General features: G+C 42.0%; 16 protein-coding genes and 7 tRNA genes. 20 read left to right on the top strand and 3 right to left on the bottom strand.

Annotation, left to right across the window (positions count from 1 at the left end; all coding sequences use genetic code 11):
• The first annotated feature begins 80 nt into the window (after positions 1-80).
• From BPR_RS12540 to BPR_RS12490, 11 genes are all read left to right on the top strand, one after another.
• Positions 81-1229 (top strand): THUMP domain-containing class I SAM-dependent RNA methyltransferase, encoded by a 1149-nt coding sequence (locus BPR_RS12540; RefSeq protein ID WP_013281858.1) that lies wholly within the window; start codon positions 81-83, stop codon positions 1227-1229.
• A gap of 6 nt (positions 1230-1235) precedes the next feature.
• Positions 1236-2285 carry an N-acetylmuramoyl-L-alanine amidase gene (locus tag BPR_RS12535; RefSeq protein ID WP_013281857.1) on the top strand — a complete coding sequence of 350 codons (1050 nt, stop codon included), beginning with the start codon at positions 1236-1238 and terminating at the stop codon, positions 2283-2285.
• Positions 2282-2899 carry an XTP/dITP diphosphatase gene (locus BPR_RS12530; RefSeq protein WP_013281856.1) on the top strand — a complete coding sequence of 206 codons (618 nt, stop codon included), beginning with the start codon at positions 2282-2284 and terminating at the stop codon, positions 2897-2899. The genes BPR_RS12535 and BPR_RS12530 overlap by 4 nt, the downstream gene beginning before the upstream one ends.
• Before the next feature lie 15 nt (positions 2900-2914).
• Complete coding sequence (locus BPR_RS12525) at positions 2915-3397, top strand: metallophosphoesterase (RefSeq protein ID WP_013281855.1); 483 nt, start codon at positions 2915-2917, stop codon at positions 3395-3397.
• Positions 3398-3496: 99 nt separating this feature from the next.
• Positions 3497-3571 (top strand) — tRNA-Pro (locus BPR_RS12520).
• Between the two features lie 20 nt (positions 3572-3591).
• A tRNA-Gly gene (locus BPR_RS12515) sits at positions 3592-3662 on the top strand.
• Positions 3663-3782: 120 nt separating this feature from the next.
• Positions 3783-3856: transfer RNA gene (locus tag BPR_RS12510), tRNA-Arg, on the top strand.
• Positions 3857-3878: 22 nt separating this feature from the next.
• Positions 3879-3952 (top strand) — tRNA-His (locus BPR_RS12505).
• Between the two features lie 115 nt (positions 3953-4067).
• A tRNA-Gln gene (locus BPR_RS12500) sits at positions 4068-4139 on the top strand.
• A gap of 45 nt (positions 4140-4184) precedes the next feature.
• Positions 4185-4257 (top strand) — tRNA-Lys (locus BPR_RS12495).
• 48 nt (positions 4258-4305) lie between these two features.
• Positions 4306-4385: transfer RNA gene (locus tag BPR_RS12490), tRNA-Leu, on the top strand.
• A gap of 63 nt (positions 4386-4448) precedes the next feature.
• Here the strand turns inward: BPR_RS12490 and BPR_RS12485 are convergent.
• Positions 4449-4844: an RrF2 family transcriptional regulator gene (locus BPR_RS12485; RefSeq protein WP_013281854.1), complete on the bottom strand. Its 396-nt coding sequence runs from the start codon at positions 4842-4844 to the stop codon at positions 4449-4451.
• 224 nt (positions 4845-5068) lie between these two features.
• On the opposite strand from BPR_RS12485, the gene BPR_RS12480 reads away from it, so the two are divergent.
• From BPR_RS12480 to BPR_RS12440, 8 genes are all read left to right on the top strand, one after another.
• Complete coding sequence (locus BPR_RS12480) at positions 5069-6346, top strand: O-acetylhomoserine aminocarboxypropyltransferase/cysteine synthase family protein (RefSeq protein WP_013281853.1); 1278 nt, start codon at positions 5069-5071, stop codon at positions 6344-6346.
• Positions 6347-6371: 25 nt separating this feature from the next.
• Entirely contained in the window at positions 6372-7283 is a 912-nt protein-coding gene (locus tag BPR_RS12475; RefSeq protein WP_013281852.1) for a transporter substrate-binding domain-containing protein, read from the top strand.
• Complete coding sequence (locus BPR_RS12470) at positions 7283-7942, top strand: amino acid ABC transporter permease (RefSeq protein WP_013281851.1); 660 nt, start codon at positions 7283-7285, stop codon at positions 7940-7942. Before BPR_RS12475 ends, BPR_RS12470 begins: the two co-directional genes overlap by 1 nt.
• Positions 7923-8597 carry an amino acid ABC transporter permease gene (locus tag BPR_RS12465; protein WP_013281850.1) on the top strand — a complete coding sequence of 225 codons (675 nt, stop codon included), beginning with the start codon at positions 7923-7925 and terminating at the stop codon, positions 8595-8597. The genes BPR_RS12470 and BPR_RS12465 overlap by 20 nt, the downstream gene beginning before the upstream one ends.
• 1 nt (position 8598) lies before the next feature.
• Positions 8599-9339 (top strand): amino acid ABC transporter ATP-binding protein, encoded by a 741-nt coding sequence (locus tag BPR_RS12460; protein ID WP_013281849.1) that lies wholly within the window; start codon positions 8599-8601, stop codon positions 9337-9339.
• A gap of 81 nt (positions 9340-9420) precedes the next feature.
• Complete coding sequence (locus BPR_RS12455; protein ID WP_013281848.1) at positions 9421-10584, top strand: ATP-binding protein; 1164 nt, start codon at positions 9421-9423, stop codon at positions 10582-10584.
• Positions 10585-11403: 819 nt separating this feature from the next.
• Positions 11404-12801, top strand: coding sequence for an MATE family efflux transporter (locus BPR_RS12445; RefSeq protein WP_013281847.1), 1398 nt, complete (start codon positions 11404-11406; stop codon positions 12799-12801).
• Between the two features lie 20 nt (positions 12802-12821).
• A complete protein-coding gene (locus BPR_RS12440) occupies positions 12822-13781 on the top strand; it encodes a radical SAM protein (protein WP_013281846.1) in 960 nt (319 codons plus the stop codon).
• 87 nt (positions 13782-13868) lie between these two features.
• On the opposite strand, the gene BPR_RS12435 is transcribed toward BPR_RS12440, so the two are convergent.
• Entirely contained in the window at positions 13869-16619 is a 2751-nt protein-coding gene (locus tag BPR_RS12435; RefSeq protein ID WP_013281845.1) for a transglycosylase domain-containing protein, read from the bottom strand.
• A 153-nt stretch (positions 16620-16772) separates the two neighbouring features.
• Here BPR_RS12435 and BPR_RS12430 point away from each other — a divergent pair, with 153 nt between their 5' ends.
• Positions 16773-17405, top strand: coding sequence for a YigZ family protein (locus BPR_RS12430; RefSeq protein WP_042258017.1), 633 nt, complete (start codon positions 16773-16775; stop codon positions 17403-17405).
• Between the two features lie 501 nt (positions 17406-17906).
• On the opposite strand, the gene typA is transcribed toward BPR_RS12430, so the two are convergent.
• The gene (typA, locus tag BPR_RS12425; RefSeq protein ID WP_013281843.1) at positions 17907-19736 is read right to left on the bottom strand and encodes a translational GTPase TypA; all 1830 of its coding nucleotides are present in this window, start codon (positions 19734-19736) and stop codon (positions 17907-17909) included.
• Positions 19737-19914 lie beyond the last annotated feature (178 nt).

The raw sequence follows: 19914 nt of genomic DNA, 5'->3' as shown, positions 1-19914 counted from the left end.
GTTTGCAACATGTCTTTAGCATTGTTATAATAAATCTGCTGTTGTTGTAGACAGATGAATGAGGAAACAGAGATTAATATATGAAAAAAATGGAATTAATTGCTCCATGCCACTTTGGACTGGAAGCCGTACTAAAAAAAGAAATCATTGACCTTGGATATGACATTACTGAATCTGTGGATGGCAGAATTACTTTTGCCGGTGATGCTGATGCCGTATGCAGAGCTAATATATGCCTTAGAACTGCAGAGAGAATCCTTATCAAAGTAGGAAGCTTTCATGCTGAATCTTTTGAGGAATTGTTTCAGGGAGTAAAGAGCCTTCCCTGGGAAGAATTTATCCCTGAGCGCGGTAAATTCTGGGTTAAGAAGGCATCTAGTGTTAAGAGTAAGCTCTTTAGCCCGTCTGACATTCAGTCTATTGTCAAAAAGGCTATAGTTGAGCGTATGAAGCAGAGCTATCATACAGACTGGTTCAAGGAAGATGCAGAGAGCTTTCCTATCAGGGTATTTATAATGAAGGATGAAGTTACTGTTGCCCTTGACACAACAGGAGATTCACTTCATAAAAGAGGCTATAGAAAGCTTGAATCCAAGGCTCCTATTGCAGAGAACCTTGCAGCTGCTCTTATCATGCTCACTCCATGGCATGCTGACAGAATTCTGGTCGATCCTTTCTGCGGAAGTGGAACTATTCCAATCGAGGCTGCCATGATGGCTGCCAATATTGCTCCGGGAATGAACAGACATTTCACAGCTGAGAGCTGGACTCATATCATAACTCCTCAGAACTGGGCAGACGTACGAGATGAGGCCAGAGATGATATAGATACAAGCGTAGAGACAGATATTCAGGGATATGACCTTGATCCGGAAATGGTTGATATAGCACGTATTAATGCCAAAAAGGCAGGCGTGGAGAATATGATACATTTCCAGGCTAGGGATATAGCTGATCTTAGCCACAGGAAGAAATATGGCTTTATTATTACAAACCCTCCATATGGAGAGAGAATCGGTGAACAGGATGAACTACCAGCCCTTTATAAGACAATTGGTGCAAGGTACAAGGAACTTGATTCCTGGTCAATGTATCTGATAACAGGATTTGAGCAGGCTGAGAAATTTATTGGTAAAAAAGCTGACAAGAACCGTAAAATTTATAACGGTATGATAAAGACATATTTTTACCAGTTTATGGGACCTAAGCCTCCTAAGAGAAACGGATGAGAATAGATGAATAATGCAGAGATGAAAAAGATGTTTATCAAGGCATCTGTTTTTACTGTCTGCAGCATCGCAGTGATGCTACACAGATCTGCTACCAAGCATATTCTCATTACTGACGCTGCAGGTACAAGTGTTGACAGAGAGTTCAGCAGTGAGTCATATAATCTTTTGGTAGATAGAAATGTGTCAGGGGATCAGAGTGGGAAACTTACTATTCCTCTATCTAAGAGTGTAAGCTCAGATGATATTGTCATGGAAGACAGATATGTAGATCACGAACTTCGTATTTACATTGACAGCAGGGAAGAAGGCTATTATCTGGATAATGCTGTTTTATCCGATCTGGATATAATAGATGAGGCGGTTTGCATTACTGAGAATGATACAGGCAGCGTATGTCTTGATTTTAAGTTAAATGGCCTTTATGCCAACGAAAGCTCATTGACAGAGTCGAGTACTATAGAAGTCAGATTTTTTAAACCACACGAAGAATTCGATCAAATCGTAGTGGTTGATCCAATCGGATACGTTGATCCGGATACTGATATATCAGATGAAGCTTCAGATAAAGACCTGGCGCTTGATACAGCTCTTTTACTGAGAACTCAGGCTGAGAAGGATGAGAATAATAACATTAAATTCTACTATACAAGGCTGTCTGACGCATATGTGGACGATGCAAGAAAACTTCAGCTGATAGAAGATGTGCAGGCAGATATGGTAGTCAGGATTGGTGCTAATTCTGATCAGACGGGAGCCGATGGAATCATAGCTTATTATAATGACGAATACTATCTTAGAAGGCTTAGTAACGCCTCTCTTGCGGGAACTTTAGTCAATTCATGCACTTCAAGTGGAATAAATGTTCTTGGGACCAAGCCGGAGTATGAGGATGATGCAATACTCACAACATCGGAAGTTCCTTCCGCGAAACTGATAATACAAGTACCTGGTGATGAATCGGGTCAAAAGAAATTACAGGATAAATCATATAAAACTAAACTTGCATCCGGTATTTATCAGGGAATTTCGGATGCTTTTGAGGAGATGCGATGAGAATAGTTTTTGCTACTGGCAATAAAGGCAAGTTAAAAGAAATACACAGAATTCTGGGGGATCTTGGCATGGATATTTTATCTATGGCTGAGGCTGGAGTTCAGGATGATATAGAGGAGACAGGAACCACTTTTGAAGAAAATTCCATGATAAAGGCCGAGTCTGTTTCAAAGAGTCTTAAGAAGCTTGATCCTGCAGATGAGAGTATAGTTCTTGCAGATGATTCAGGTCTTGAGGTTGACTACCTTGGTGGGGAACCTGGTATATATTCGGCCAGATATATGGGAAAAGATACATCCTATGACATTAAGAACAAGGCCATAATAGATAAACTTGAGGGTGTACCTGAGGATGAGAGAACAGCAAGGTTTGTGTGCGCTATTTCAGCTGTTTTCCCTGATGGACGTAAGTTTGCATTTCTTGGCAAAATGGAGGGACATATAGCACATGAAATAGCCGGTAGCAATGGCTTTGGATATGACCCTATATTCTTCCTGCCTGAATATGGCAAGACAAGCGCGGAGCTGACTGAAGATGAGAAAAATGCGATCAGCCATAGAGGTAAAGCGCTCAGAGAAATGGAAGAAGTACTGCGCGCAGAGCTTGGAAAGTAATGTTTGGGGTGTAATATGCATAAGTATCTTGTTGTAAGCGATACACATGGAAGAGATCAGAACTTCTATGATGTACTTGATATAGAAGAGCCAGTGGATGGAATAATCCATTGCGGCGATTTTGAAGGTTCTGAAGGTAAATTTGCACTGGCTGCAAATTGTCCGGTTTATTTTGTGGCCGGTAATAATGATTTTTTCTCTGATCTTAACAGAGAGCTTGAGTTTGAACTTGACGGGCATACTTTTTTTGTTACTCATGGCCATCATTATTATGTGAGCATGGATTACGAGAGTATCAGAAGTGAAGGAATTGCCAGAGGAGCAGATATAATTATTTTTGGACACAGTCATAAGCCTGTTGCCAAAAAGATAGATGATGTTTATCTGTTCAATCCCGGAAGCTTATCCTATCCGAGACAGGAAGGCCGAAGACCCAGTTATTTAGTGCTTTTGATCGATGATGAAGGACAGGTTGAATACGAAATTAAGTATTTATAAAATCGTAAAAAAACTTGTAAAAATAGTGTTGACATTTCCTTTGAAATCGTTATATAATACTTCTTGCGTTACGGCAAAAGGCAACAACGATTAAGAAATCGGGGTGTGGCTCAGTTTGGCTAGAGCACCTGCTTTGGGAGCAGGGGGTCGCAGGTTCGAATCCTGTCACCCCGACTAACGTAACGCAACACCTTGCGGGTGTAGTTCAATGGTAGAACACCAGCCTTCCAAGCTGGATACGTGGGTTCGATTCCCATCACCCGCTTTGAGTAGAGCACTTGGCGAGGTTCTTTCGAGCCTAGTGCGAACCATACATTTTCACTTAGCGAGACTTGTCGAGCTTAGTGAAGAATGTAGAGCAAAATGCTTTACTCACTTTGAACGTGTGTCCGTAGCTCAGCTGGATAGAGCAACGGCCTTCTAAGCCGTGGGTCGGGGGTTCGAATCCCTTCGGGCACACTAATTTTTTAGCCAAAATATGGTGGCTATAGCGTAGTTGGTTAACGCGCCAGATTGTGGTTCTGGAGATCGAGGGTTCGAGTCCCTCTAGCCACCCTAGAGAAATAAGTGCCGATGTTAGTCGGCGTTTTTTCTTGAATATGCTCTATAAAAGGCATAGAATAATAATTGTAGAAGCTCCAGCTAAACGTGGCTCAAGCTCTTACATTCTTGGGCTATCGCCAAGCGGTAAGGCACAGCACTTTGACTGCTGCATACGACGGTTCGAATCCGGCTAGCCCAGCTAGAAGCGATGGATTTACTACGTCGCAGTTTTACAATTACATATGGGATACTAGCTCAGGTGGTAGAGCACTTGACTTTTAATCAAGTTGTCGGGGGTTCGAATCCCCCGTGTCTCAGTAATAATCCCTAGCTTCTTTATGAAGGTTAGGGATTTCATTATTTTTGCGGATATGGCGGAATTGGCAGACGCGCTGGATTTAGGTTCCAGTGGGCGACCGTGCAGGTTCAACTCCTGTTATCCGCACGAATATTTAAGGTTGTTTACATGTGAATGTAGACAACCTTTTTTCTTGAGTAAATATTTCTTTTATAGCAGGTCACTGAGTTTTTTACCGTAAAAGAAATTCCTCTCAAGTTCGTAAAATTCTGTCCACATGGATATAGTTTTGCATACTCCGGAACGAGGACATTCACCTGCATTTTCTTCAAGACATACAACCGGAGCAAAGGTACCTTCCATATGATCAATAATTTCTCCTACAGAATAATCCTCAGGTGCGCGGGTTAACATATAACCACCATGTTTGCCGCTGGCGCCTCTTATAAGGCCGCCCTTTACCAGGTCCTTGGCTATGATCTCAAGATATTTTTTGGATATGTCCTGTCTTTCGGCGATATCCTTAAGAGGAATGAAATCATCACTTTTTTGTTGTGCCAGATCTATTAATATACGAAGTGCGTAACGACTCTTTGTAGAAAACATATATATCTCCTAATCTTTCTCTTTATCATATTGTATCAGAATTAAATGAGTTTAGTGCAGTTGTACTGATAGCTTTTGATTATATGTAGTGATAAGTAAAGCATATTATAAAACATATTGACATAGTAGGTAAATAGAAGTAGCATAACAACAACACTTAAAACGCTTTAACGCATTAAACAGTATTTTGGAAAAAGAAAAAACATAATCAGGAGGAGAAAGATATGAGTTACAAATTTGAGACACTTCAGTTACATGTAGGCCAGGAACAGCCGGATCCGGCAACAGACGCAAGGGCAGTACCTATTTACCAGACAACATCTTATGTATTCAGAAACAGCCAGCATGCGGCTGACAGATTTGGTCTTGCTGATGCAGGAAACATTTATGGAAGACTTACAAACTCAACTCAGGATGTCCTTGAGAAGAGACTTGCAGCTCTTGAAGGCGGAAGCGCAGCACTTGCACTTGCATCCGGAGCAGCAGCTATTACATATACTATAGAAGCACTTGCAGCAAATGGCGGACATATTGTAGCTCAGAAGACAATTTACGGCGGAAGCTATAACCTCCTTGCACATACACTTCCACAGTTTGGAATTACTACAACTTTTGTAGATGCTCATAACCTTGCAGAGGTTGAGGGAGCTATTCAGGATAACACAAGAGCTATCTACCTTGAGACACTTGGAAATCCTAATAGTGATATTCCTGATATTGATGCTATCGCAGAGATTGCTCACAAGCATGGACTTCCACTTGTTATTGATAATACTTTCGGAACACCTTACCTTATAAGACCAATCGAGCATGGTGCAGACATTGTTGTACATTCAGCAACCAAGTTCATTGGCGGCCATGGAACAACACTTGGCGGAATCATTGTTGAGTCAGGTAAGTTCAACTGGAAGGAAAGCGGCAACTATCCTCAGATAGCAGCTCCTAACCCAAGCTATCACGGAGTATCTTTCTATGATGCTGTAGGACCGGCAGCTTTCGTTACATATATAAGAGCTATTCTCTTAAGAGACACAGGAGCTACAATTTCTCCATTCAATGCATTCCTTCTCCTTCAGGGAGTTGAGACACTGTCACTCAGACTTGACAGACATGCTGAGAATACCAAAAAGGTTGTAGAGTTCCTCAAAAACCATCCTAAGGTTGAGAAGGTTAACCATCCATCTCTTTCGGATCACCCTGATCATGCTCTTTATGAGAAGTACTTCCCTAATGGAGGAGCATCAATCTTTACATTTGAGATCAAGGGCGGAAAAGAGGCAGCATGGAAGTTTATTGATAACCTTGAGATTTTCTCTCTTCTTGCAAATGTAGCCGATGTTAAGAGTCTTGTAATTCATCCTGCATCAACAACTCATTCACAGCTTAATGATGATGAGCTTGCAGATCAGGGAATCACACAGAGTACCATCAGACTATCAATCGGTACAGAGCACATTGATGATATTATTGCAGACCTTGAAAAGGGCTTTGCAGCAGTATAAACAGAAATTATCGGAGGAAAAAATTATGAAAAAGAATCTTTTTACTAAGTCAGCAGGCGTGATCACAGCAGCAACACTCGTTGGAGCTTCAATAACCGGATGCGGAAGCAGCGTAAGCACAGCAAGCGCTTCAGACGCACAGGCTCAGGCAGAGACAGCAGAGGCTCCAGCTTCTTCAGAGGTTTACAGAACTCTAGATGAGATCAAGGAAAGCGGAACAATCAACATCGGAGTATTTTCTGATAAGAGCCCATTTGGATATGTTGATGAGAACGGTGAGTATGCCGGTTACGATGTATACTTCGCTGAGAGGATTGGTCAGGATCTTGGAGTTAAGATCAATTACGTATCAACAGAAGCTGCAAACAGAATTGAGTATCTTCAGACAGGTAAGGTAGACATCATTCTTGCAAACTTTACAGTAACTGAGGAGAGAGCTCAGGAAGTTGATTTTGCTCTTCCTTACATGAATGTAGCACTTGGCGTTGTTTCTCCATCTGATGCAGTTATCGACAGCCTTGACAATGTTGGTGCAGACGATGAGATCATTGTTATCTCAGGAACCACAGCAGAGACTTATCTTGAAAAGAACTATCCTGATATCAAGCTTCAGAAGTATGATGCATACGCAGAAGCCAAGACAGCTATTGAGAATGGTAATGCAGCAGGCTGGGCTAACGACAACACTGAGGTTATAGCCTTTGCAATCGAGAATGAAGGCTTTACTGTTGGAGTTCCATCACTTGGAGATTCTGACACAATTGCACCTGCAGTAACAAAAGGCAACGAAACACTTTTAAACTGGCTCAACGATGAGATCAAGGCTATCGGCGAAGAGAACTTCTTCCACGCTGATTATGAAGCAACCCTCCTTGATACATACGGAGCTGATTATGAGGATACTCTTGTAGTAGAGGGTGGTAAGGTACAGAAGTAATGGATATTGAGGTTATTAAGACCTATTTGCCTCTATACAATGAGGCAATCCTTCTGACTATCAGAATTGGATGGCTTGGAATCCTGGCAGCCTTTGTAATAGGGCTGCTGGGAGCAGCTGTCTTATATTTCAGAGTGCCGGTATTAAAAAAGATCATAGCTGCATACATAGAAGTTTTCAGAAATACGCCGCTTCTGGTTCAGCTCTTTTTTATTTATTTCGCACTTCCCAAGATTGGGATCAGGATATCTGCTGAAATATGCGGAATCCTTGGATTGGGACTGATAGGCGGAGCATATATGATTGAGACTATAAGAAGTGGTCTAGAGTCTGTTGACAGAATTCAGAGTGAAAGTGCATTGTCTCTTGGAATGACTAAGGGGCAGGTGTTCTTTCACATTGTTTTGCCACAGGCTTTTTCCATTAGTATTCCGGGATTTGTGGCAAATGTGATTTTCCTGTTAAAAGAAACATCTGTTTTTTCCACAATTAGTCTTATGGATCTGATGTTTACGGCCAAAGACCTGATAGGCATGTACGCCAAGACTATAGAATGTCTTTTCCTGTTGGTTGTGTATTATCTGATCATGCTTCTTCCTGTGTCAATACTGGGAACAGTAGTAGAAAGGAGGGCAAGATATGCACAATTTGGGGATTGATGTCCTTTTCAAAGGAACAAATATGATAAGGCTTCTAAAGGGACTATGGGTTTCTGTGGAAATCAGCCTTATATCAGTAGTGATCAGTATTGTTCTGGGACTTGCTGTTGGAGTATTGATGACTTCAAAGAATAGGGCACTAAAAGCAGTACTTAGGCTCTATCTTGAGACAGTTCGAATCATGCCTCAGATGGTTCTTTTATTTATTGTTTATTTTGGAAGTACCAGAGTTTTTGGACTTGATATATCGGCGGAAATTTCTGCCATAATAGTTTTCGTATTCTGGGGAACAGCAGAAATGGGAGATCTTGTCAGGGGCTCTATTAAGAGCATACCGAAGATACAATATGAGTCTGCGTATGCACTTGGTTTTAACAAAACTCAGGTTCATTTCTATATTATTTTTCCGCAGACACTTAGAAGGCTTCTACCGCTTTCTATAAATCTTGTTACCAGAATGATCAAGACAACTTCGCTAGTAATGATGATTGGAATAGTAGAAGTTCTGAAGGTTGCGCAGCAGATAATCGAGGCCAACAGAAGGTCGTCACCAAATGCGGCATTTGGCGTTTTTGCCGTGGTATTTCTTCTGTATTTTGTAGTTTGCTGGCCTATTTCACGACTTGCAGCTTCTCTGGAAAAAAGGTGGACATAAATTGAGCGATTTAGTTAAAGTTAAACATTTACATAAAGAATTTGGAAAAAATGTAGTCCTAAAGGACATCAGTCTTTCTGTGGAAAGAGGAGAGGTAGTAGTCATCATCGGCCCATCCGGGTGTGGAAAGAGTACTTTTCTTAGATGTCTTAACGGACTTGAGAGTATAGAAGGCGGCGTGGTAGTTATAGATGGACTTCCCGTAGAACCAGATAAAAAAGATATCTATAAGATCAGGCAGAAAATTGGAATGGTTTTTCAGTCCTATGAGCTCTTTCCTCACAAGACTGTCCTTGAGAATATTATTCTTTCACCTGTTAAGGTTCAGAAGAGAAACAAGGATGATGCCATGAGAGAAGCCTTGGTTCTTCTTGATAAGGTAGGACTTGCTGATAAAAAAGACTATTATCCAAGACAGTTATCAGGCGGACAAAAACAGAGAGTTGCCATCGTAAGGGCGCTGATCATGCATCCGGAGGTACTTCTGTTTGATGAAGTGACAGCAGCTCTTGATCCTGAAATGGTTCATGAGGTATTGCAGACTATGCTTGATCTTGCAAGGACTGGCTCAACCATGGTGATAGTCACCCATGAGATGGCATTTGCCAAAGCTGTGGCAGACAGAATTGTATTTTTTGACCAGGGTGAAATAGTAGAAGAAACAAGGAATGTTAAGGCATTTTTTGATGAGCCTTCAACTGAAAGGGCCAGAAAGTTTTTGAAGACATTTGCTTATGACTAATCTGATCATGGATGATGAGTTTGTATATTAAGGAGAAAGGCTTGGAAGCATGAATGCTACTTTGCAGATAGAGGCCGAAAAATGAGTAGTTGTGTAATTTACAATAAAGATATAAAGGACATGATCGCTGACAGCAGGGATAAGCAGATAATAGATATCAGAGAGCCTGAAGAATTTTTAAAGGGCTCATATCCAGGCGCAGCCAACTATCCCTGGAAGGAATTTGATTCATATTCTGATAACCTCAGTAAGGACAGTCCGATATATCTCATATGTCATTCGGGTAAAAAATCCATGGAAATCTGCGAAGAGCTGGCTTACCAAGGGTATGAGGCCTATAGCATCCAGGGCGGTATATATAGCTACTACGTTTATCTCATGGACAATCAGTACACTGATCTGGCAGTTCTTGAAGAGAAGCGCAAAAGCATAGAGCATAGTATCATTAAGAAATTCAGAAAAGAATTATGGAGCCAGTTTACCAAGGCGATAAACGTCTATGACCTTATAAAGGATGGCGATAAAATAGCAGTTTGTATCTCCGACGGAAAAGACTCAATGCTTATGGCCAAGCTCTTTCAGGAGCTTGAAAAGCATGGAAAAAAGAACTTTAAAGTTGTATATATGGTCATGAATCCCGGATACAACAGGATAAACTATGAGACAATCCTTAGTAATGCCAAGCTCATGGGGATTCCTGTGACGGTATTTGATTCAGACATATTTGATGTAGTTGATGCAACTTCCAAGGGGTCACCCTGCTATCTCTGCGCAAGAATGAGAAGAGGGTATCTCTACAGTAAGGCCAAGGAACTTGGCTGTAATAAGATAGCTCTTGGCCATCACTATGATGATGTCATTGAGACTATCTTTATGGGAATGACCTATGGCGGACAGGTTCAGACTATGATGCCCAAGCTTCACAGCACGAATTTTGAAGGTATGGAGCTTATAAGACCGCTCTATCTTGTAAGGGAAGAAGATATAAAGAGATGGAGAGATTATAATAATCTGACCTTCATCAACTGCGCATGCAGACTCACAGAGAGCTGTGCAAGCTGCGGAGGAACCGATAAAGGCAGCAAACGCGCCGAGGTAAAGAGCATCATTGCGGAGCTCAAGAAAACCAACCCCTACATCGAATCAAACATTTTTAAGAGTGTAGAAAACGTCAGCCTCAACACCATCATATGCTACAAAACTTCAGATGGGCAAAAACACCATTTCCTTGAAGATTACGAGTGAGCATATTGTAACTACAACAAAAATACCTTGCCCTCCCCGCTAGCAGTGGCCTTCGCTCTCGCAAAAGGTATTTTTCACCACTCCTGCCGGGATTTCATGGCCTTACAAATTCAGCCTTCTATTCTATGGCTCAAAGGACTCACATCCTCGGCCCGATTTCAAGCAGATGTTGTTGCATGCGAGTCTGAGATGGCAAATGCCATTTCTAATGTTCGAAAAGCGCCCTTTTCTGCGCCCTCGGAGGACTTGTTTGAAGCAGGGCAGAACGTAGTTATCAAAAAGAGAATGCCATAGCTTGCAAAGCAAGCGTATATAACGAATAAGAAATCTGTCTCTCAAGCTCGCTTGGAGAGCAGATTTCTTTTCGTTATTAAGGTGCTACGCACCTGTATGGCATTCTCTTTAGCACAAATAAATAATACTGCCCTGCAAGTTTTGGCCTACGAGTGGCGCAATAAACTAAAGGGCGCTCGAACATCTAAGAAATGTTTCATTTGCCAGTGACGAGCAGGCAATAACACTGCGCGGGTAAAAGGGCCGTCGGATGCTCAGACATGTTGAACCATGAGCAAGAATATTCAGCTGAATTTGTGAGGCTCATGAAATATCCCGTCACTCACAAAGGAGCCAAAATACCTTTTTGCGAATCGCTTGGCCACTTGCTGGCGGTGATGGGCGCGAGGATTTTTGTGAATGGGTGTAACTATTTTGGGGCGACATGCTTTTTTAACATATTTTTGGTATAATTCTTGACTTGGGACTTTTTAAGTTCAATCATTAATCTATATAGATATAGGTTTATTAACAAGTCAGGAAATTATGGATAAGAAAACTACAACAAAAAACAACAATATAATTGAGGGCTCAATCTGGAAGAGCATGCTGGCGTATTTTGCTGCTCTTCTTCTTGGAGCCTTTTTTCAGCAGTTCTACAATACTGTGGATGCCATTATTGTGGGTAAGGCGGTTGGAAGTGACGCTCTCGCTGCTGTTGGCGGATCTGCAGCTATGGTTGTAAATCTTTTCGTTGGCTTTTTTATGGGGCTATCATCAGGTGCGACCGTTGTTATCGCCCAGTTCTACGGCGCTGGCAGAAGGGATGAGGTTAAAAAGGCAGTCCATACTGCAATTGCCATGTCCATCGCTGGAGGCGCTCTGATAACCCTTATTGGACTTTTTATAGCTCCATGGATAATAAATGCCATGAAAACTCCAACAGAGGTTATAGAGGCCTCTACGATTTATTTGAGGATATACTTCCTTGGAATGATTGCTAATCTCGTTTATAACATGGGAGCCGGAATCTTAAGAGCAATTGGTGATTCCAAAAGGCCCTTGTATGTTCTTATAATTAGCTGCTTTGTTAACATCTTTTTGGATGTTCTATTTGTCATCTGGATGGGACTTGGCAAAATGGGCATCAATCAGGGCGTAATGGGAGTGGCAGTGGCTACAGTTATTTGCCAGATCATAAGTGCAGTCATAATCGTTGCTATGCTGATGATGACAGGCGATTCCTACAAGCTTATACTCAGGGAAATACGAATTGATGCAGAAATGCTATCTAGAATAGTCAGAATCGGATTCCCAGCAGGAATTCAGACTACTATGTACACTCTTTCCAATATCCTGATCCAGGCTTCGATAAATGAATTTGGAAAAGATGCAACAGCGGCCTGGGCAGCCTACGGTAAAATTGATGTACTGTTCTGGATGACAATCGGCTCTCTTGGAACTGCGGTAACGACTTTTGCAGGTCAGAACTATGGCGCAGGCAAATATGACCGTGTTCGCAGCAGTACAAGGCAGGCATTTATAATTGCTGCCTGTATTACAATTCCTCTTAGTACAGTCTTGTACTTATGGGGAGAAGGATTTTTATATATCTTTGTTAATGAAAGCCAGGTTATACAGATTGGAATTCAGATGATCAAATTCCTGGCACCCTTTTATTGCCTTTACATAGGAGTTGAGATATTCTCAGGTGTCCTCAGAGGAATGGGCTCTGCGCTGATCCCTATGCTTCTCACATTAAGCGGGATATGTCTTCTCAGAGTTGTGTGGATAATGGTGGTATTTCCGCTTAACAGAACGATTGTAACTGTTGAGACAAGCTATCCGATAACTTGGGGAGTCACTTCTTTTCTTTTCCTGATCTATTACACATATTATGTGAGAAAGAATAAGATCAAGGGTGACGCGGATTCTGTAAAGTAACAGAGTTGGAATTGGATTATATGATAGAGGAAAATTACTTATCAGAATATAATAGTTGCATGCTATGCCCCAGAAAATGCGGAGTAAATCGAAATGAAGCTCCAGGCTATTGCAGGGAAAAAAGCGATCTGCATGTAGCAAGAGCTGCTCTTCATATGTGGGAAGAGCCATGCATTTCAGGAACAAATGGTTCTGGAACAGTTTTCTTTTCAGGTTGTAACATGGGATGTGTCTTTTGCCAGAACAGAGCGATCAGCAGAGGACAGGTGGGAAAATATATTTCTGCAGACCGCCTTGTGGATATATTTTTCGAACTAGAGGACAAGGGAGCTAACAATATAAACCTTGTGACTGGAGATATGTTTATCCCAACTATAAGGGTCGCCATCGAAAGAGCAAGAAACAGAGGAATTAGCATACCTTTTTTATTTAATACCTCGTCGTATCTTACTCTTGATTCAGTCAGAAGTCTTGATGGTCTTATTGATATTTATCTCCCGGATATGAAGTACATAAGAGAAGAGGATGCGGTAAGGTATAGCGCTGCAAAAGGCTATGTGGAAAGCGCTAAGGCTGCTATAGATGAGATGGTCAGACAGTGTCCTGAATGCATATTTGAAGATGAACGGGTTTGTGACAGACCGTCGGAACAGTCCCCTGCATATGACCACGCAGCCATAATGAAAAAAGGTGTAGTTGTAAGGCACCTTTTGATGCCGGGAATGCTGATACAGGCCAAATTGATCGTTAAGTATCTATATGATAAATATGGCGATAAAATATATGTTAGCCTGATGAACCAATACACTCCCGGTGGAAATCTTAAAAATTTCCCTGAAATTGACAGGAAAGTTTCAGGCAGAGACTATGACAGCCTGATTGAATATGCTGCCCGGATAGGGCTTGTAAATGGTTTTATGCAGGTTGGAGAGACCGCTCAGGAAAGTTTTATCCCTTCCTTTGACTGCGAGGGCGTATAACTTAACAGTACCCATCAAAAAACAGCCACTTTGGTGAAAGATTATCACTAAAGTGGCTGTTTGTGTATATGTTATAGGTGAAGCGGTTTAGTTGCCGGCTGAAACATCAGCGGGAACTTCGTTGACTACTGAATCGCCGGACTGTGCAGGAGCTGGCTGAGCAGCTTCCTGTGTACCAGCTGCAGCAGCTTCTGCTGCGGCCTGGGCTGCCTGTGCTGCAGCTACTGCAGCAGCCTGTTCGGCAGCGATAATACCTTCTATTCCAGGTTGAGTCATAAACTCAACTGTATGGTGACAGGTATTAAGCACTCTTGTCTGATTGCCTTCCTCATCAGTAACTGTGGTATAAGCTGAATTGGTAGGTGTATAGTTTACAAATCCTGATTGAAGAGCAGCAGGAACTTCAGGTGTGAGTTCAAATACTCCTGCAGTCTTAAATGGACAAAGCTCTGTAGCAGGGCATCCGTCAATGCCGCACATGGTGCCGGCATAGTGAACATCACAGCTCTCTGTTGGAACTGTACCTTCTTCAAAGTACTCTGTCCTGAGTGTTCCGTTACATAGCCCTTCGATAGGCTGTTTGCCTGATCTGGAGCAAACTGTGGCGGCAACAATACCTGCAGGCTGTGCAAAGGATGAAGCGGGAAGATTTTCATGTACTCTTGCCATTACCTTTCTCCACAATGTCTTGGAGAGGTTCTTCTCTGCGGAATCCTTCATGCTGACGTTATTGTCGTAACCTGTCCAGGTAGTAGCTGTATAGTAATTGGTGTATCCGGCAAACCATACATCCTTATAATCTGTAGTAGTACCTGTTTTACCTGCAATAGCAGTAGTACCAAAGTTAACAGATGTAGCTGTACCTGAAGTAACAACATCCTGCATTGCACTTGTCAGAAGAAATGCTGTAGTCTCTTTTAACACGCGCTTTGATTTGGCTTCTGTGTTATCGAGCAGAACATTACCGTCATGATCAACAACCTTGGTGTACAGCTTGGGCTCTACATAGACACCGCCGTTTGCGATGGATGCATAGGCTGCGTTAAGCTCAAGGTTCTTGACACCATAGGTCAGTCCTCCAAGGGCTGTTGACTGCTGGATATCTGAGTATACCTTACCGTTGATAGTTACACCGTCTGTAATAGTAGTAAAGCCGAAATTCTTGAGGTAATCATAACCAAGCTGAGGAGTGATGAGAGTAAATGCCTCAACGGCAATAACATTCATTGAATCCTTGATAGCTGTTCGTACTGTGTTAAGCCCTCTGTATTCTGACCCCCACCAGTTCTTGACGAGAGTTCCGTTGTCGTAAGCAAAAGGAGCATCATTAAACACTGTGGCAAGTGTGAGGCCTGCGCTGTCAATACCCGGAGCGTAGGTTGAGAGAACCTTGAAGGTAGAACCTGGCTGACGATATGAGTCAGTGGCTCTGTTAAGGGTTCGGCTGGCAGTTTTCTGGCCTCTTCCGCCGACCATAGCAACTACATAACCTGTGCTCTGCTCTTCAACAGTTATGGAAACCTGAGGCTGAGGAGTAAGATTGTACTTCTCACCAAGAACAGTGTCACCTTCATTCATAACAGCGGCCTTGTAATTCTCAATAGCTTCCTCAGCTGCTTCCTGAGAGGAGTAGAGCATATTAAAGCCATTGATACTCTGCTTGTAATATGACTGGAACATTTCACTACTGTGATTGGTGATAGTTCCATCAGGTGACTGTACTGAAAGTTCATAGCTCAGAAGCCACTTGGTACCTGAAGGATAGTTCTCTTCATTCTGGAACACATCGTCACAGATGGCCTGAATCTCGGGATCCTGTGTTGAATAAATCTTAAGACCTCCACTATACAAAAGAGTATAGGCCTGTGTCTCGTTGTAACCGGCTGCAATAAGGTCATCAAGAATATCGTTGGTAAGGGCATCTACAAAGTATGAGTTGATTGTAGAATCACCACCGGTTTCCTGATTGACATTCTGGATCCTGGAATAAACGTCATCTGTCATAGCAGCATCATATTCAATCTGAGTAATAAACTCATGTTTGAGCATATGCTCAAGAACTTTATTACGTCTCTCTGCATTCTTGTCAGGATGAGTGATCGGGTTGAAACGACTCGGGTTCTGAGTGATAGCCGCAATAACAGCTGACTCTGAAATAGTTAGCTCACTACAGGATTTATTAAAGTAACGTAGAGACGCAGCCTGAACACCAAGAGTATTAGAACCGAGGTTAATGGTGTTAAGGTAGTTAAGAAGGATATCCTCTTTGCTCATGCTCTTCTCAAGCTGAATTGCCAGGTACTGTTCCTGAATTTTTCGCTTGACCTGCTGAATCTTACTCTCGTCTGTCCATCCGGAAAATACGTTATTCTTTAAAAGCTGCTGAGTGATAGTACTGGCTCCCTGAGAGAAATGACCGGAAGTAAGACCGACAAAGCCGGCTCTTATGATACCCTGAATATCAATTCCGTTATGCTCGTAGAAACGCTCATCCTCAATGGCAACAAAGGCTTTACCAAGGTGATCAGGTATCATGTCCCAGGTTACAGGGATACGGTTTGAATCAGTTGAGACAAGCTTGGCTATCTGATTGCCGTCAGTATCATACACAAAGGTCGAAAAGCCCTTTGGAGTAACACTGATATTACCAATGTCAGGAGCTGTATCTCTGATCCCATTGAATACACCGATTCCGGCGCTTGCTCCAATGATCACACCACCTATCATCAGTGATAAAATGATGTAGAAGCCAAAAAGACTTATCTTTTTGCCCCATTTATTAGTACCGGAGTTCAGGGCTCTTGCCTGCTCAACGATACCTCTTTTTCCATAATTCATATGATTTCCTCGCTGTAATTTGTGTCACCGGTAATGAGTCAGACTGACCGGAGACAGTTAAGTCGCATAATATAACATCTTATTATAGCACGGAGGCGGAAAAATGAAAAATCCAGCCCAATGATATCTGTAATCCTATGGTATAATGCTTCTATGAGTGAACGAGAATCTTATAAAGTACTAATTTCAAATGGAACCGGAGAGATTGTGGAAAAGAAATCCAGATTTATTGCCGGTGTATATAAAGTAGAAACTGTGGAGGAAGCGGAAGCAAAGATTGCGGAAGTGTCCAAGAAATACTGGGATGCACGCCACAATTGCTATGCTTTTGTGATAGGAGAAAATAGTGAGATCACAAGGTGTAGTGATAATGGAGAACCTTCAGGTACCGCAGGTAAGCCTATTCTGGAAGTAATAAAGGGAAGCGGGGTTACCAATGTGCTGGTTATTGTGACAAGGTACTTTGGAGGAGTACTTCTGGGAACGGGAGGACTTGTCAGAGCTTATACCCAGGCTGCTCAGGCAGGACTATCTGATTGTGAGATAGGAGAAATGGTTTTTTCTCAGAAACTGACACTCAAGGTCGGCTATAACATGATCAATAATGTGCAGTATTACTTGTCGCAGAATGAGATAAATATTGCGGATTCCCGTTACGAGGCAGATGTTCAATTTGATATCTGTGTCCGCGATGCAGATAAACAGCGCATCTGTGACGGCCTCATCCAGAAATGTGAAGGACAGATTGAAATCGTCGAGGGCGACAAGGGGTATTATATATTGTGAGAATTGATTTTTAGCCGCATGTAAGTAGGTTTAATGATTTAGGCTAATGAGATTATTGAATGTAAAGAGCAAACTTTAGCCGAAGGTGTAGAAAATGCTTTTTTGCGGCTAAAGAAAAATGGTAGTATATTACAGATGCTTTAGCCGAATGATGCTTATATTTAGCCTTTCGGCTAAACACAAAAGCCATGAATCTTATGCATAATTAGCCGCATTTGAAAGATTCAAGCTATGCGGCTAATGAACTTGGAATAGCAGTGATAAATGATGTAGCCACAATCAAAGGAAAAATAAGATTGCGGCTAAAAACCAAATGAAATCAGTAAAAGAAGATTAGCCGAGGATGGCCTAATACTTAATATGCGTATGATAATAGTAATAGTTGAGCGCTGAAATTACTAAATGAAAAAAGAGAGCCGAGGATTTCGGTAATGGGCAATATGTTTGAGATGCGTAGCATCGAGTTTTGCCCCCTGAAATCCAAGGCTCTCTTTTACTATATTATTTCTTGAAGCTTGCGCGCTTTCTAAGTGTAGGATCAAGAATTCTCTTACGGATTCTAAGGCTTGTAGGAGTTACCTCTAAGAGCTCGTCGTTATCAATGAATTCGATACACTGCTCAAGTGACATGATCCTAGGTGGAACAAGTCTGAGAGCTTCATCTGAAGATGATGTTCTTGTGTTTGTGAGATGCTTGGTCTTACATACGTTAACCTCTACATCCTCACTCTTACCACTGGTTCCGATTACCATTCCTGAGTAAACCTTGTCACCTGTCTTGATAAAGAGTGTTCCACGGTCCTGAGCATTGAAAAGACCATAAGCTGTAGCTTCACCTGTCTCAAATGCGATAACAGAACCTGTCTTACGGTAGTTCATATCTCCCTTGTATGGAGCATATCCGTCGAAAATAGTATTGATGATACCGTTACCCTTAGTATCTGTCATGAACTCACCTCTGTAACCGATAAGTCCACGAGATGGAATGTTGAACTCAAGACGTGTGTAACCACCGTTACCTGCGCCCATGTTTACAAGTTCACCCTTTCTCTCACCGAGCTTCTGGATAACTGAACCTGAGAATTCATCAGGAACATCGATGTAGCACTTCTCCATTGGCTCAAGCTTGTGGCCGGCTTCATCTGTGTGGTAGATAACCTCAGCCTTGCTGACTGCAAACTCAAAGCCTTCACGACGCATTGTCTCGATAAGAACTGAGAGGTGAAGCTCACCACGTCCTGAAACCTTAAATGTCTCTGTTGTATCTGTATCCTCAACACGAAGAGATACGTCTGTGTTGAGCTCTCTGTATAATCTGTCACGAAGGTGACGGCTGGTTACATATTTACCTTCCTGACCAGCAAGAGGAGAGTCGTTAACAATGAAGTTCATTGAAATAGTAGGCTCAGAAATCTTCTGGAAAGGAATAGCTACCTGATTATCAACTGAGCAGATAGTGTCACCGATCTTGAGGTCTTCGATACCGGAAATAGCAACGATAGAACCAATCTTGGCTTCCTGAACTTCCACTCTTCCAAGGCCGTCATACTCATAGAGTTTGCTGATCTTGGTCTTGATACGTCTTTCAGGCTCATGGTGGTTAACAACAACAACTTCCTGATTGACTTTAACAACGCCGTTATCTACCTTACCTACACCGATACGTCCAACGTACTCGTTGTAGTCGATTGTGCTGATAAGTACCTGTGTGCTGGCATCAGGGTCGCCAACAGGAGCAGGAATATAGTTGATGATCGTATCAAGAAGAGGCTTCATATCTGTTCCCTGCTCATCAAGTGAAAGAGAAGATGTGCCAGCCTTAGCTGATGCAAATACAAATGGGCAATCAAGCTGATTGTCATCTGCTCCAAGATCCATAAGGAGTTCGAGAACTTCATCGATAACTTCCTTTGGTCTTGCCTCAGGTCTGTCAATCTTGTTAACGCAAACAATTACAGGAAGACCAAGATCCATAGCCTTACCAAGAACGAACTTGGTCTGTGGCATTGGACCTTCAAATGCGTCTACTACAAGAATAACGCCATTTACCATCTTGAGTACTCGCTCAACCTCACCACCGAAATCAGCGTGGCCTGGAGTATCAATGACGTTGATCTTGATATCCTTATATGTGATAGCTGTGTTCTTAGACATGATGGTAATACCACGCTCTTTTTCAATATCACCGGAATCCATTACACGCTCAACAACTTCCTGACCTGCACGGAATACACCACTCTGACGAAGAAGTCCATCTACAAGAGTTGTCTTACCATGGTCAACGTGGGCAATAATTGCAACGTTTCTTACATCATTTCTAGTCTGCTTCATAAATTTATTTGTCTCCTTAATATAGAAAAAACACTATTACATTTCAAACTATGGCATTATAGCACGCGATTTTTTCTTATTCAATATGTTTTTATAACCGTCAAATAAAATAATGATAAAAAAACACATAATAACTGCAGATTTTGGCTACAAATTCCTTGTGTGATAAGGTGCAAAC

The sequence above is a fragment of the Butyrivibrio proteoclasticus B316 genome (assembly GCF_000145035.1).
Taxonomy (GTDB): Bacteria; Bacillota; Clostridia; order Lachnospirales; family Lachnospiraceae; genus Butyrivibrio; species Butyrivibrio proteoclasticus.
This window is presented reverse-complemented; position numbering and strand designations above follow the sequence as displayed.

What these genes read in the sequence shown, in the direction of transcription:
- typA (WP_013281843.1), bottom strand. Translation starts at nt 19,736, where the DNA reads ATGAAGCAGACTAGAAATGATGTAAGAAACGTTGCAATTATTGCCCAC.
- BPR_RS12470 (WP_013281851.1), top strand. Translation starts at nt 7,283, where the DNA reads ATGGATATTGAGGTTATTAAGACCTATTTGCCTCTATACAATGAGGCA.
- BPR_RS12540 (WP_013281858.1), top strand. Translation starts at nt 81, where the DNA reads ATGAAAAAAATGGAATTAATTGCTCCATGCCACTTTGGACTGGAAGCC.
- BPR_RS12475 (WP_013281852.1), top strand. Translation starts at nt 6,372, where the DNA reads ATGAAAAAGAATCTTTTTACTAAGTCAGCAGGCGTGATCACAGCAGCA.
- BPR_RS12445 (WP_013281847.1), top strand. Translation starts at nt 11,404, where the DNA reads ATGGATAAGAAAACTACAACAAAAAACAACAATATAATTGAGGGCTCA.
- BPR_RS12440 (WP_013281846.1), top strand. Translation starts at nt 12,822, where the DNA reads ATGATAGAGGAAAATTACTTATCAGAATATAATAGTTGCATGCTATGC.
- BPR_RS12465 (WP_013281850.1), top strand. Translation starts at nt 7,923, where the DNA reads ATGCACAATTTGGGGATTGATGTCCTTTTCAAAGGAACAAATATGATA.
- BPR_RS12430 (WP_042258017.1), top strand. Translation starts at nt 16,773, where the DNA reads ATGAGTGAACGAGAATCTTATAAAGTACTAATTTCAAATGGAACCGGA.
- BPR_RS12455 (WP_013281848.1), top strand. Translation starts at nt 9,421, where the DNA reads ATGAGTAGTTGTGTAATTTACAATAAAGATATAAAGGACATGATCGCT.
- BPR_RS12480 (WP_013281853.1), top strand. Translation starts at nt 5,069, where the DNA reads ATGAGTTACAAATTTGAGACACTTCAGTTACATGTAGGCCAGGAACAG.
- BPR_RS12530 (WP_013281856.1), top strand. Translation starts at nt 2,282, where the DNA reads ATGAGAATAGTTTTTGCTACTGGCAATAAAGGCAAGTTAAAAGAAATA.
- BPR_RS12535 (WP_013281857.1), top strand. Translation starts at nt 1,236, where the DNA reads ATGAATAATGCAGAGATGAAAAAGATGTTTATCAAGGCATCTGTTTTT.
- BPR_RS12525 (WP_013281855.1), top strand. Translation starts at nt 2,915, where the DNA reads ATGCATAAGTATCTTGTTGTAAGCGATACACATGGAAGAGATCAGAAC.
- BPR_RS12435 (WP_013281845.1), bottom strand. Translation starts at nt 16,619, where the DNA reads ATGAATTATGGAAAAAGAGGTATCGTTGAGCAGGCAAGAGCCCTGAAC.
- BPR_RS12485 (WP_013281854.1), bottom strand. Translation starts at nt 4,844, where the DNA reads ATGTTTTCTACAAAGAGTCGTTACGCACTTCGTATATTAATAGATCTG.